Origin of the sequence: Arenibacter palladensis, from assembly GCF_900129275.1 — a bacterium.
Taxonomy (GTDB): Bacteria; Bacteroidota; Bacteroidia; order Flavobacteriales; family Flavobacteriaceae; genus Arenibacter; species Arenibacter palladensis.
In genome coordinates this window covers 1173958-1188611 of record NZ_FQUX01000001.1, presented here as the reverse complement: position 1 = coordinate 1188611, position 14654 = coordinate 1173958, and the positions used below count along the sequence as shown (strand labels likewise).

Annotated in this window: 10 protein-coding genes; 3 read left to right on the top strand and 7 right to left on the bottom strand. The window is 39.4% G+C overall.

Annotation, left to right across the window (positions count from 1 at the left end):
* Nucleotides 1-97: 97 nt before the first annotated feature.
* The 7 genes from mptB to BUA60_RS04745 all read right to left on the bottom strand — a co-directional run bounded on the left by mptB (nucleotide 98) and on the right by BUA60_RS04745 (nucleotide 9462).
* Nucleotides 98-1483, bottom strand: coding sequence for a polyprenol phosphomannose-dependent alpha 1,6 mannosyltransferase MptB (mptB, locus tag BUA60_RS04775; RefSeq protein ID WP_317043180.1), 1386 nt, complete (start codon nucleotides 1481-1483; stop codon nucleotides 98-100).
* A 769-nt stretch (nucleotides 1484-2252) separates the two neighbouring features.
* Nucleotides 2253-3737 (bottom strand): cellulose synthase family protein, encoded by a 1485-nt coding sequence (locus BUA60_RS04770; RefSeq protein WP_072860544.1) that lies wholly within the window; start codon nucleotides 3735-3737, stop codon nucleotides 2253-2255.
* A 1-nt stretch (nucleotide 3738) separates the two neighbouring features.
* On the bottom strand, nucleotides 3739-4428 hold the full coding sequence (locus BUA60_RS04765; protein ID WP_072860543.1) for a glycosyltransferase family 2 protein: 690 nt from the start codon (nucleotides 4426-4428) through the stop codon (nucleotides 3739-3741).
* Nucleotides 4429-4588: 160 nt separating this feature from the next.
* Nucleotides 4589-6169: a 4Fe-4S binding protein gene (locus BUA60_RS04760; RefSeq protein ID WP_072860542.1), complete on the bottom strand. Its 1581-nt coding sequence runs from the start codon at nucleotides 6167-6169 to the stop codon at nucleotides 4589-4591.
* A 9-nt stretch (nucleotides 6170-6178) separates the two neighbouring features.
* Nucleotides 6179-7525, bottom strand: a complete 1347-nt coding sequence (locus BUA60_RS04755) for an NAD(P)/FAD-dependent oxidoreductase (RefSeq protein WP_072860541.1) — start codon at nucleotides 7523-7525, stop codon at nucleotides 6179-6181.
* Between the two features lie 198 nt (nucleotides 7526-7723).
* A complete protein-coding gene (locus BUA60_RS04750) occupies nucleotides 7724-8776 on the bottom strand; it encodes a sensor histidine kinase (RefSeq protein ID WP_072860540.1) in 1053 nt (350 codons plus the stop codon).
* Complete coding sequence (locus BUA60_RS04745; RefSeq protein ID WP_072860539.1) at nucleotides 8776-9462, bottom strand: response regulator transcription factor; 687 nt, start codon at nucleotides 9460-9462, stop codon at nucleotides 8776-8778. The genes BUA60_RS04750 and BUA60_RS04745 overlap by 1 nt, the downstream gene beginning before the upstream one ends.
* Nucleotides 9463-9790: 328 nt before the next feature.
* Here BUA60_RS04745 and BUA60_RS04740 point away from each other — a divergent pair, with 328 nt between their 5' ends.
* From BUA60_RS04740 to BUA60_RS04730, 3 genes are all read left to right on the top strand, one after another.
* Nucleotides 9791-11209 carry a hypothetical protein gene (locus BUA60_RS04740; RefSeq protein WP_072860866.1) on the top strand — a complete coding sequence of 473 codons (1419 nt, stop codon included), beginning with the start codon at nucleotides 9791-9793 and terminating at the stop codon, nucleotides 11207-11209.
* A gap of 93 nt (nucleotides 11210-11302) precedes the next feature.
* Nucleotides 11303-14131, top strand: a complete 2829-nt coding sequence (locus tag BUA60_RS04735; RefSeq protein WP_072860538.1) for a TonB-dependent receptor — start codon at nucleotides 11303-11305, stop codon at nucleotides 14129-14131.
* A gap of 169 nt (nucleotides 14132-14300) precedes the next feature.
* Complete coding sequence (locus BUA60_RS04730; protein WP_072860537.1) at nucleotides 14301-14618, top strand: T9SS type A sorting domain-containing protein; 318 nt, start codon at nucleotides 14301-14303, stop codon at nucleotides 14616-14618.
* Nucleotides 14619-14654: the final 36 nt, after the last annotated feature.

Here is a 14654-nt window from a genome sequence, read left to right as displayed (position 1 = left end):
GCAAGGTTGGAAACCTTGTTTACGTTAAGTATGTAATATGAGTTATTCATTATACCATCAAAAGTACAAATAAAAATGAATTATTGGGATTGATGTGTCAATTTTTACTAAATAGCATCTTTTTGTTATGTAATCTAACAATTTCATAAAACATAAAACCATATACTGCAATATATTCAACAGATAACAGCCAATAATTCTCCTTGAACCCTGCATTGGAATAGGCCCAGTAGCTTAACACGACACTCAAGGACCACACTATTGGAAACCTAAACTCTGTAAACAGGCTTAAAACCACTAAGAAAATAATATACCAAGGGTGTACGGTTGCGGACAAAAAATAATACAATGTAAGTACCCACAACATGGAGGTCAACAAGCTTGAAATCTTTTTATTGTCCCTGAAAAAGGTAAATAACGCCACGGTGGCCAAGACGATTATGGGGGTAATTTTGCCATAATCCTTTATAAGTTCCCAAGGTTTTGCATCGAAATTTAGGGCCACCTTTTTTATTGCATTATATAGACCGGCATTAAATTCAAAGTTGGAGAACCACAGTCCTACCGTTTGCATATAGTTATTGGCAAAATCCAGGGAATAGAACGGGAGTACCAAAAGGACCGTTGTTATGCCTACCACCACATAAAAGAGCATGCTTTTCTTTAGCCCAAAATACTTTAAGAATATGGGCAGAAATAGTAAAGGGACCAATTTTATAGAAATCGATAATGCATAAACAATAGCCGCCAAAAGCAATTTTTTATTGCATAAAAGATATATGGACCAAATAAAAAAGAACAACATTACCCCTTCAAAATGAAGATTGCCCGTAAGTTCCAAAATAACCAATGGGTTTAAGAAATACCAAAAGATAAGATGGGTAGATTTATTGAGCTTTTGCAGTAATTTGCGACCGAAATACAGGATTCCCAGATCGGACAGAATAATAACGGTCCTCATGACCAATACGCTGCCCACAACGCTCTTCCCCGACAACCAAGTGGACAAGGCAAAAATAAACTGGTTCAACGGCGGATAATTGCTGTAATTTGATGCACTAAGGCTTCCCATACCACTTACCAATTCTGCGGCATTGTGCATGAGGTGGCCATTCTCAATTATCAGGTCCTTGGGAAGGTGAAGGTAAGGACTCATCCCATGGTTGATCAATTGTCCATCCCAAATAAATCTATAAAAATCCTGGGAAAGATTGGGTTCCGCAAAAAGTAACAACATGCGGAATAGGGTTCCGGAAATGGCCAGAAATTTAAAGTTCCACTTTTCAAACTGAATAAGTTTATAACATAAAAAGAACAACCCCAAATAAAGGCCCAACAGCTTTATAAAATCGGCACGATCCAGTTGATAACCAAAGGAAGTATAGAAGAGGATACTGAGTAGTACCATTAAAATTGGAATCCTGTGAAGATTCCAATATGAAATGGCCCTTTGGATCATAGTCGTTTGGTGGTTTTTGGTCACTTTAATAATTCAGCAATCTCCCAAATTTAAATGAAATTATCAAATAACAGCACTTCCGATTTTGATTTTAGCAACGAAACCCTTGTTTTTTTGAAATTCACGAATGAAGGCAAAGAATAGCATTGCTCCAACTGCTGTGCAAAAGTAATCCTATCCCTTTCTTAACTAAGGGTTTAAGAACATAAAGGATCAATCCCAAAAGTTATGTGTGAATTACAAGAAGATATACCTGACCAGCTCAAGTTATTGTTCTGTTCATTTTTTGCATCGCCCAAAAAACGAACCAAAAAACGCTAGGCTGATTTTAAATTTCTTTAAATCCACGCACTTTCCACAGCCGCACCGTCCAGGCCGCTTTCACTAAGGCGAAATGCTCTTTGGACGGCTACCTCCGCCCAATGTGAAAACTACTTGATTTAAGACGAAATTGAAAATAGGCCGTTCCTTTGTTCAGTCCACACGAACAAAATTTCGTTAAATTATTGCCCCTTTTTTCAACTTCATCATATAGGTTGTCTTCTATAAAACAAATTTAAAGGTAGTGGAGATGGCCTGACCGTTAAGAATATTTTAAGCATTGGTTTTACTAGATTACTACTATTAATTAAAATTATTGATCAAAAAACACAACTGATTAAATCAATCCCAATTTCTGCATAAACACAACAATTATTCTTGATCCAACACAAATGCGATGAACAATTTCAAAAATAAAAAAGCCCTATTCTTTTTAAAGACAGGGCTTTTTAATAGCTTTTATAAATATTATTTAGGCCCTTGCCATAAGGGATTTAAAGAATACATAACCGAAACCTAAAAACAACATAAAATGAAATGGAAAAAGTCCAAAATCGTTCAATGGAATGGCACTGTACATTCCAAAAAGGAAGTAAAGCATTAGGGCCGCTTCCAAAATCATATTGGGAGACAGTTTGGTAGCCAGATATTTATTCCCCTTCCAGCTGTCCGATATACTGTTCAAATTGAATTTTGGGGTCCTTACAAACTCGGATCTTTTGCCCATATGCCCTTCCAAGACCGCAATGGAGTTGTGCAAGGAAAATCCAAGAGCCACGGAGAAAAACGTAAAGAAGATTCTTATATAGTCTACAAAATTATCAAAACTACTACCTTGTATACTCTTATAGGTAAACCAATAACACACAAAAAGAATAACGGTACTTAAAATAAAGAATTTGGTAGCTTCAAAAATCCATCCCAAATGGTCAAAGGTATTTTTAATGTACATCATGGGAATACTCAGCAAGGCCACCAAAAACACACACAGGAACATTGAGCTGTTCAACAAGTGCATTACCCCGTGAAACTTGGTCTTGAACGAGATATTCTTGGCAGAAATAACGCTCCAAACGGTTTTTCTAAAGTTTTCGGCCCCACCTTTGTTCCAACGAAATTGCTGGGAACGGGCAGCACTGATCACCACAGGAAGTTCTGCAGGTGTTTCTACATCTTCCAAATATTTAAACTTCCAATTCTTTAACTGGGCACGGTAGCTAAGATCCAAGTCCTCCGTAAGGGTATCGCCCTCCCAGTTTCCTGCATCCAGAATACATTCCTTTCTCCAAATACCAGCGGTACCATTAAAATTAATGAAATGGCCTTTGGCATTACGTCCTACCTGTTCCAATGTAAAGTGGGCGTCCAAAGCAAAAGCCTGTATACGGGTCAAAGTGGAATATTCCCTGTTGATATGCCCCCATCTTGTTTGAACCACACCAATTTCCTGATCTTTAAAATAGATGACCGTTTTCTTCAACCAATCACTGGACGGCAAGAAATCGGCATCAAAAATGGCAATAAACTCGCCTTTGGCTATATCCAGACCTTCCTTCAGGGCACCTGCCTTATAGCCTTGCCTATTGGTCCTTCTAATATGTTGAATATCCAATCCTGTTTCCTGAAGCGCTTTTATCCTCTTGGCGGTTTCCAATACGGAATCATCGGTGGAATCGTCAAGTACCTGAATTTCCAATTTGCTCATTGGATATTCAATTTTCGAAATATTGTCCAGCAAACGCTCTACTACATACTCCTCATTATAAATGGGAAGCTGAATAGTAACAAATGGTATTTCCTTTGGATCCAATAAATTGTACTTTGGAGCCTCCTTATTTCTTCTTTTATATCCTAGATAGTTGACCAGTAAATTAAGCTGGGCCAAGCTATAAAAAAATATTAATAGTAAGGAAATACTGTAAATCGCAATGATAAAGTAAGTAATTGTTAGTCCCATATTATTTTAAACTGTATTTAAATATCCAACCCAGGATTTTTACGCCTGCAAATATAGTACCTTTTACAGTACCTGATACTTTTGATATGCCAATTCTTTTTTTATAACGCACTGGTACTTCGGTATATGTAAAACCCTTTTTTAGAACCTTCAACTGCATTTCCACGGTCCAACCGTAGGTCTTATCCTCCATTTCCAGCTCCAAAAGCTTGCTGTACTTTATGGCCCTAAACGGACCCAAATCAGTATAAGAAGCTCCAAAGAACCATTTCATTAAAGTGGTGGCCAAGGCATTTCCAAAAACCTGTTGCGGGGTCATTGATCCTTCTTCCCTCAAGGCCTTTGTTCTGGCTCCAATAACGAAATCCACATCGTTTTCCACAATAGGTTTTACCACTTTGGAAAGTTCTTCGGGATAATCCGAATAGTCTCCGTCCATAAATACGATAATATCGGGGGTTTTGGATTGTTTGGAAACATAATTAATTCCCATAAGGCAGGCATGGCCATATCCCATTCTAACTTCCGTAAGCACAGTGGCCCCGGCATCCCTTGCATTACGGGCGGTATCGTCCGTAGAGTTGTTGTTTACAACAATTATTTCAGAAACAATTTTTGGGATTTCTTTTATTACGTTCGCAATGGAATCAGCTTCATTATAGGCGGGGATAATTACTTTAATATCGGTCATTAGCGTATTTGAAGGGTCATTATTATTTATCCATTTTTAGGCATCCTGGGTATGCACCATTTTGATAGCCCAAAAGATGGCGCAAAGGTATCAATACTTTCATCAATCCATTGACCTCCCCTTAAGGATTGCCGTATTAATTTCGGCATCCACCCATGGTTTATTTTTTATTGACCAGATCCATTAGATCCACATCATTCCCCAACAGAATTTCAGTAGGGTTTATCCTTCCCTTTAGCGGTCCATTTTCCAATTTTAAGACCCCTCTTGGACAAACCGCGGAACAGATACCGCAACCCACACAGCTGGACCTGATAATATTTTCACCTTTTTGGGCATAGGCCCTGACGTCTATTCCCTGTTCGCAATAAGTGGAACAGTTGCCACAGGAAATACATTGACCTCCATTGGTGGTAATCCTAAATCGCGACTTAAACCTTTGTACAAACCCTAAATAAGCCGCTAATGGGCAGCCAAATCTGCACCATACCCTATTTCCAAAAATGGGGTAAAATCCTGTTCCGATAACACCTGCAAAAAATGCCCCTATCAACAGACTATAGGTATTTTGTACACTCTGTGTTTTTAAACCCAGTACAGTGCCGGTCTCCGTAAAGAAACTATAGAGTGTCATCAAGGTCATTGCCACTGCAAAGACCAACACCCCGTGCACCAACCACCTTTCCACTTTCCATGAAAATAGGGACTTGCTGGAATGTTGTCTATACGGATCCCCAAGTGTTTCTGCCAATCCTCCACAACCGCATACCCAGGAACAGTACCATCGTTTTCCAAAAAAATAGACCATAACGGGTACAATTACCAATGTAAGTACAATACCCCAAACTAGAATAAAGAGTCCTATTCCCCCGCTGTTCAACAAGGATTTTAAATTCCATTGGAAAAAGAAATCATAATCCAACGGAAAGGCATTTTTAAAGTCGTAATACGGCATTTGTAGCCTTACCATTATTTCCGGAATAAGAAAAGCAAAGACTATTTGAAAGAAGAGAACAGAGGTAGTACGTACCATTTGATACATATTATGCCTATACTTAATGTACATGCGCACGGCCATAACGGTCATCACCGTACAGTACATAAAACCGTATACAAACCAATGTCCGGCCGGATTACCACTTAGGAATTCGCTGATGGGATCTACTAGGTAAGTCCAGTTTACGGCATATTCCGAACGGAAATAAAGCACCAAATAAAAGGAAACCAGAAAAACGAAGACCATCCAGGCAATCCACCCCCTATTGGTAGCATTCTCATGGTAAATGCCATTGTTCTTAATCCCTTTATTGCCCAATAAAACAATATTGGGAATAATAAAGAGCAAGGACCCCAATATGCCGAAACCAAATGTCAAAAACCACATAAGCCCCTTATTTTCAACAATAAACCCACTTCCTGACGCTTTGCCCACCGCAGCAGCCATGTCATGCGCTCCCGTATAAATAACCTTTTTATATTCCTTGTCCTTTCTATGTTGGGCATTGGCCGTTTCTAGAATTTGGGCAATTTGGGGCGATAATGTAAACATCCCCTGAAATTCTTCGTCAACCACATTTTCTTCCATCCCCTGAATGAAAATTTCGCTCGAAATTCCTTTTTCCTGAATTATCTGATCCAAGCTTGCAGGGGTTAGCTTAAACTCACCAACAAAAGGCAGTATGGTAAATATGGTTAGGCCAATTAAAAAAACAAAAAGCCCGATTTTCTTTATTATTTGCATCTTGAAATCTTATATGTTGCTAAAAATTCGTTTCCAACTTTTCTTCCTAGGGGCAATCCCGGTACCATATAATGAATTATAATGGGCTACTATATTCTCCTCATATTGGGCATAGAATTCTGGGTCGAAATTGGCATCCTTTAAATATTCCAATACATAAGCTATACTTCTTTTTTCAGTAAGCCATCGGTCCAAAATTTCGTGACGCATCCGAATTCCAAAAGTATTTATCCCCAAAAACTGTTGGGTGTCTTTGTGAAATGCAATGGTGACACATATTTTCTCCTTGGAATGTCGCCAATGAAAATGTTGTTCATAGTCCGTTTTGGATCTTTCGCTAAATACCCATCCATAAGTTTGGTACTCTATGTCCAAAAATTTTGCGGAATTAAACCAATGTCCAGGATTATAGGCCATTTTGTTTCCGCAAATAGTCTGCGCCAAAGCTTCCCCCATCATTCTTCCCGTATACCAAACGGCCTCCACAGGCCTGCGGTTGCCAATGGCCTCATGTTGTTCGGCACAGTCGCCAATAGCAAAGACATCCTTGATATTGGTTTCCAAAAAGTTATTGACCTTTACCCCTTTACCTGTCTCTATCCCAGAACCTTTTAGGAAATCAATATTTGGAGTAACCCCTGCGGTTAGCCCTACCACAGTACATTGTATGGTCTCCCCTTTGTCCGTAACCACGGCCTTTGCCCTACCATTTTCATCGGGAATAATTTCCTTTAGATTGGTATCCAGTTTCAGGTCTATATGGTGTTCCAGAATATGCTCATTAATCATTTGGGACTCCCCTTGGGGCAAGACACCGTTCCAAAAGCTGCTTTCACGTACCAAAAAAGTAACTGGGATATCCCTGCTCCTTAACATTTCTGCCAATTCGATCCCGATTAATCCGCCACCCACGATTACCGCCCTTTTGCAGACTTCATTATTGGGCGCATTGGCCTCCAACAATTCCAAATCCTGCTTGGAATACAACCCTTGTACCCCTTTCAAATCCTGTCCGGGCCAACCAAATTTATTGGATTTGGAGCCAGTGGCAATAATAAGTTTATCATAACCTATTTCCTCCTCACTTTGTAATATTAGCTTTTTATTGGTGGTATCTACCTTTGACACATATCCATTGACCAAATTCAAGCGGTTCTTTTTCCAAAACCAGTTTTCGTAAGGCTGGGTATGCTCAAACTTCATATGCCCCATATACACATACATGAGAGCGGTTCTTGAGAAAAAATAATCGCTCTCAGCGGAAATAATGGTGATTTTCTTGTCGGATAATTTTCGAATATGGCGCGCTGCCGTAATTCCAGAGATTCCATTACCAATAATAACAATGTGTTCCATAGGATTTCGGTTGTTAAGTACTAGGTCGCACTTAAAGATAATAACTTAATAGTTTCCCTTTATTTAGAATTGTTCAAGGTAACGGAAAATTATTAAAAAGAAGTTAGCGCATATTCAACCAAATATACCATGAAGCCTATGATCCTAGGGCGTCACACTATATTGCCATAAAAAAAAGTAAACCAAAAAATACAGGGGTTAGGAGTTCGCGGCGGCTTTCTCCAAGGTAAAGGAAAATTCTGACCCAATATCGAGTACACTTTCTACGTAGATCTTCTCGTTGTGGGCCTCGATAATATGTTTTACAATTGCCAATCCCAAGCCAGAGCCGCCTTCTGCCCTACTTCCACTTTTATCGACCCTGTAAAATCTTTCGAATATTCGGCCGAGGTGTTGCTTGGAAATACCCTCGCCGTTGTCGGTCACCCGGATAATGACCTTGTTTTTAATTAAATTCTCTATACTTACCTCCGTTGTACCGTTCTGCTGTCCATATTTAATGGAATTGACCACTAGGTTGGTAATTACCTGCTGAATTTTTTCCTTATCTGCCTTAACATAGATGGGTTTTGTATAGTCCATATCAAAGGTCAAGGTAATATTCTTTTTAGCAGCCTTCATTTCCAAAAGCTCAAAAACATTCCGCACCAGTTCCAAAATGTCAAATTCCTCTATCTTCAAATTTAGGTCCCCAACTTCCAATTTGGTTATCAGGTCCAGATCCTTAACAATGTAAATAAGTCGCTCCACCCCCTTGTTGGCCCTTTGCAGATATTTCTTTCTCAGGTTTTTATCGTCCATGGCGCCATCCAACAAGGTTAAAATATATCCCTGGACAGTAAATAAGGGCGTTTTTAATTCATGGGAAACGTTCCCCAAAAAATCCTTTCTATATTCTTCCCGGATCTTTAAGGTATCTATTTCAATCTTTTTGTCCTTGGCAAATTTCTCTATTTCGTCGGTCAAGGACCGCATATCTGTGGTAATGGTCTTGGGGGCCAGTGAGGTGGACTCCAACAGGGATACATCATTATAGATGCGCTCAATGTTACGATAGATGAATTTTTCTATCCTTAATTGTACTACAAGAAATGAAACAAAGGAGGTAGTTACCGCAATAATTGCCAAGAGCTGCCAATCCATGGAACCCCTGTTCCACAAAAATATACCCAAGACTATCGTTAATAGGGATGAAATTAGAATTGTGGTACGTAGGGCAAACCTATACGATTTTTTAATCCTCGTTACCATTATAACACAAACTTATACCCTACCCCTTTTACGGTTTTAAAATGATCGTCACCAATTTTTTCGCGAAGTTTTCTAATATGGACATCAATGGTCCTACCGCCTACCACTACTTCATTGCCCCATACCTTGTCCAGGATAACCTCCCTTTTAAATACTTTATTCGGCTTGGAAGTTAATAGTGCCAAGAGTTCGAACTCCTTTCTGGGAAGAATAATTTCCTCTCCCTGATTAACAATTTTATATTCTTCCCTATTTATGGTGATCTCACCAACTTTAAAGATGTCCTCTACCTCCTGCTCCTCATTCTTAAGCCTTCTTAGCAAGGCTTTTACCTTACTCACCAAAACCTTAGGCTTAATGGGCTTTGTTATATAATCGTCAGCACCCGCATCAAAACCGGCCATTTGGGAATAATCTTCGCCCCTAGCGGTGAGGAAGGTGATCAGAGCATCCTCCAAACCTTCGGTTCGCCTTATGATCTCGCAGGCTTCAATACCATCCATCTCGGGCATCATTACATCTAGAATAATTAAGTGGGGCTTCTTCTTTTTTGCCTTTGCAACCCCTTCAATTCCATTTTTTGCAGTGAAAACCTCATAGCCTTCGGCAGATAAATTGTAACCTACAATTTCTAGAATATCCGGTTCATCATCAACCAAAAGTATCTTAATGTCCTTTTTTTTCATGCTTTATTTTTTTGTCTTTAAACGGTCATCTGTAACCTATTTCCTTTGGGAGGTCGGTTACTGAAATCTATCACAACCTTTAATTGCAACCTATTAAACCATGCCCGTTTAACCTTAATATTTATTGGTTATTCGCGCCCAAAAGTAAAGATAATACTATTACACCAAACCTCTTAACATGGATTTAATATAGTAACATTTAGATAACATTAAGCCAACAAACTATTAATCTGAGGGTAACGCGACTTTTACAGTTAGGCCATTTATTTGCCATGTTTAAATAAAACAAGTGAACTCGAAAAAAATGAAACCGAAAAATTCAATTGAAATGAAAAAACTATTATTATCCGCATTGGCCATAGGTGCCTTAGCATTTACATCATGTACCAATGACGACGAACCACCGATAGCTGAAGTAGTAGCTACTTGTAACGATGGGATTCAAAACCAAGGAGAAACCGGTGTTGATTGTGGCGGACCCAACTGTCAGCCATGTACCGAGGCCACCGCTACTTGTGAGGATGGTATCCAGAACGGAGACGAAACCGGAGTGGATGTAGGAGGATCATGTGCAGAAATCATAACAGTATCCGGAGAAATAACTGCCGATACCACATGGACTGCAGACAATATATACATATTGGCAGGTAAAGTAGTTGTTGGGGTTGGAAAAACCTTGACCATTCAGCCAGGTACTATCATTAAAGGTAAAGCCGGTTCAGGTTCATTGGCATCTGCACTAATTGTGCAAAGAGGATCCAAGATCATGGCCGTAGGTACTGCCGAAAAGCCAATTATCTTTACAGCTGAAGAGGACAATATAGGTGTTGGACAAACTGCCGGAACCAATTTGGACGAAACCGCTAGAGGAAAATGGGGAGGTTTAATTGTTTTGGGAAGAGCCACTGGTTCTTTTAAAAACGATGTTACCGAAGTACAAATAGAAGGTATTCCTGCAGATGACACTTTTGGACTATACGGTCCTGGTGATGCCTTAAACGACGACGACAATTCTGGCGAATTGGAATACATCTCTATTCGCCACGGTGGTGCCTTGATAGGAGAAGGAAACGAAATAAATGGTCTAACCTTAGGTTCCGTAGGTCGTGGTACAAAAATCAACCACATAGAAGTTGTAGGGAATGTTGATGATGGTATCGAATTTTTCGGTGGAACCGTTGACGCATCCAACCTAGTGGTTTGGGCCCAAGGTGATGATGCCTTGGATATTGACCAAGCTTATTCAGGGACTATAGACAATGCCTTGGTAGTTTCAGGTGAGGCTTCCGACCATGCCTTTGAAATAGATGGCCCAGAAGGTTCCATTACAGGTTCTTTCACCCTTCAGAATACTACCATTGTGGGAAGCTCCACAGCTGCTGACGGAGAATATGCAGACTACAGAAGTAATGCTATGGGTACTACCAAAAACATCTATGCTATTGGATTCCAAGCTGGAAAAGATGTTGAATTGGATGCTAACGACGTAGCCCAGAACTTCTTGGATGGCAAATTAACCTTTGAAGCTTGGCAAATTGTAGGTTTCAACAACAGTATTTTCTCTGAGAAAGTATTGAAAGATGACGCCGGTAACGATGTTCAGTCAACTATCATATTAGATCCAACATTTACGGAAAGAGCTGCTACCTGGACCACCCAAGTTACCGCTGGTGCCCAAACAGTTGGTGCAGACCTTAGCGTTTTTTCTTGGACTTATGCCTATGCAAAAACAGGATTGAGTTTCTAATTCGGAACAATACACCCCTATAAAATAACAACCATGCTCGCCCATATCCAGTGGCGGGCATTTGGTTTATTACGATTTAATTATCAATTACTTATGAAATATTCACTTAGACTTTCAACTTTTACTTTTCTTTTTTTTCAATTCATTTTTTCACAAACTGGTGAGTTAACCGGATCATTGATCGATGCAGATTTTCAAGACCCTGTTCCTTTTGCCAATATTCTGGTCAAAGGCACTACTATAGGAACTACTTCCGATTTTGATGGTAATTATAAGCTTACCCTTGAAGAAGGCACCCACACACTTTCTTTTTCATTCCTTGGTTATAAAACCGTGGAAATAACCGATGTGGTCATTAAGGCCAATGAGATTACCAACGTAAATGTTACCATGGAAACACTGGCCGAAGGTCTCGATGAAGTTGTAGTTTCCGTAAGCGTTAAAAAGAATACAGAAACCGCCGTTTTGGGAATCCAAAAAAAAGCGGTGAACCTTTTGGACGGACTATCGGCCGAAGCCTTTAAAAAATCGGGCTCCAGCGATGTAGCCAGCGCTATAAAATCGGTGCCTGGGGTATCGGTCCAAGGAGGAAAATACGTTTACGTAAGAGGTTTGGGCGATCGTTATACCAAATCTATTTTGAACGGGGTGGACATTCCAGGATTGGATCCGGACAGAAACACCATTCAATTGGACATTTTCCCTACCAACATTATAGACAACATCTTGGTTCTTAAATCTGCTTCTGCCGATTTACCTGCCGACTTTACTGGTGGTATCGTTGATATTGTCACCAAGGACTATCCTACCAAAAAAGAGCACAGTATTTCCTTAGGCGGTAGTTATAATCCTGATATGCATTTTAACGAAAACTATTTGGACTATAAAGGAGGCTCTACAGATTTCCTGGGCTTCGACAACGGAAACCGAAGTGTTCCCATTAACCGAAATCAGGAAATTCCAAGTACTTTTGAATACAACCCATTATTGACGGCCATTACCAAAAAATTTAATCCAGTACTATCGGCAATGAAAGCAAATAGTGCCATGGACTATAGTTTTGGATTTACCACGGGCAATCAATACAATGTAGGCGAAGGTGAGAACCGATTGGGCTTTTTGGCTTCCCTATCCTATAAAAATACCACTACCTTCTATGAAGGTGCGGAAAACAATTTCTACCGAAGAAACGCGGACACATCTGTATTTGAACTGGAAACCGACAGAACACAGACCGGGGATTTAGGCAGAAACAATGTATTGGTAAGCGGTCTTTTGGGCACTTCCTTTAAGACTGAAAAATCCAAATACAAACTTAATCTCCTTCATATTCAGAACGGAGAGTCTACGGCAGGTTACTTTAGCCAAACCCTGAATTTTACGGATTTTATTAATTTCTCTAAAGATAACCTGGAATATACCCAACGTTCCATCACCAACGCATTGCTTAGCGGAATACACTCCAGCGAAGATGCTTCATGGACTACGGAATGGGCTCTTTCTCCTACCATGTCCAAAATTCAGGACAAGGACATTAGAACTACATCTTTTAGGGTAGAGGATGGCGTATACTCCATTCCCCAGAACAACCAGCCAAAAAGAATCTGGAGGGATTTGGAAGAAATAAATGCAGTTGCCAAATTGGATTTTACAAAAAAATATGATTTTCTGGAAAAAGACGCCAAATTAAAATTTGGTGCCTATGGTTCCTACAAGAATAGGGATTTTGGTATATTGAACTTTGAGATCGAGAACAATGGGTCCACTACCAAGTTCAATGGTATTGCAGACAACATCCTATTGGAAGAAAACCTTTGGACCGTCAACAACAATTCCGGTTCCTATATTGACCCGGACATCTCGGTGGCCGAACCGGCCAACACCTATGAGGCAGCTCAACAAAATATAGCAGGTTATGTATCCAACGAGTTTAAACTTGGACAAAAGTTACGGACTATCCTTGGTGTTAGGGTGGAGAAATTTGAATCCAAATATACTGGAGAGGACAATAAGGACATTAATGACCCTGAAAAAGTTATTTATGACAACGAAACCATAATAGATAAGTTTGACCTTTTCCCTACGGCCAATTTAATTTATGAGCTTACCGAAGAGGTAAACCTAAGGGGGTCCTATTCCCGTACTACGGCAAGACCATCCTTTAAGGAAGCTTCCATAGCCAAGATTTTCGATCCATTGTCCAATAATACCTTTATCGGAAACATTAACCTGGATCCGACTTACATCAACAATTTCGATTTTAGGGTAGAATGGTTTGGTGAAAGTGCAGAGATGATCGCATTGAGCAGTTTTTATAAAAAATTCACCGATCCTATTGAACTTACGTACTTTGAATCTTCATCCGATAACTTTACCCCACAAAATCTTGGTGATGCGGACGTAATTGGACTGGAATTTGAACTAAGGAAAAATTTAGGGTTCCTTGCAGCAGCACTTCAAAATTTTAGTCTAAATGTAAATACCTCCATCATTAAATCTACCCAAGTTTATAGCGAGAGTGAGCGCAATCTTAGAACCTTGGGACTCAGGGATGGCGAAACTTTGGGCAATGACAGGGAATTACAGGGACAGTCACCTTTCCTTATCAATTCCGGATTAAACTACGAAGGCGCGGAAAACGGAATCCAAATGGGAATGAACTACAATGTACAGGGCAAAACATTGCAAGTAGTGGGTAATGGATTTGTACCAGACGTGTATACCATGCCCTTTCACAATCTAAACTTTAACTTCTCCAAAAGTTTTGGAGAAAACCAAAATCAAAGTGTTAGTTTTAAAATAAGCAATCTTTTGGATGATGACGTAGAAAGTGAATATGAGTCCTATAAAGCTGAAAATAAGACCTTCTCAAAAAGAAGTCCTGGAAGATCATTCTCATTGGGATACAACATAAAGTTTTAAATTAAAAGGTATTAATTAATAAAAAAGAGGTCAAGTTCTGTGTTTTTTAACATAGAATTTGGCCTCTTTTTGCATTTCATCGAATTTTTACGTATAAATTTTACAACCGCAGACGTGCTGCATCTAAAATTCTTACATTTACGGTATATTATTTGTTGTAATAGTTTCTATGAAGCAACTCTACTTAGTTATATCCTTACTTTTTATCTCCATTTCCTTTGGACAGGATCCAAAAGACAATGTTGGGGGAGGCGATATTCCTGGGTTTAAGATATATCCCAATCCTGTCACCAATGGTAGGGTATATATAAGTACTTCTCTGAACGCTCCCAAACAAATTTTCATTTATGATATTTTTGGTTCCCAAGTACTTGAAACCACCATTATTGGTTCGGAACTAAATGTAAATGATTTGGATGCCGGTGTTTATATGTTAAGGGTCAACGAAAAAAACAAAATAGCAACAAGAAAGCTAATTATAAAATAGCATTTACCAAGGTACAATAGCTGCACAACCTCCTTA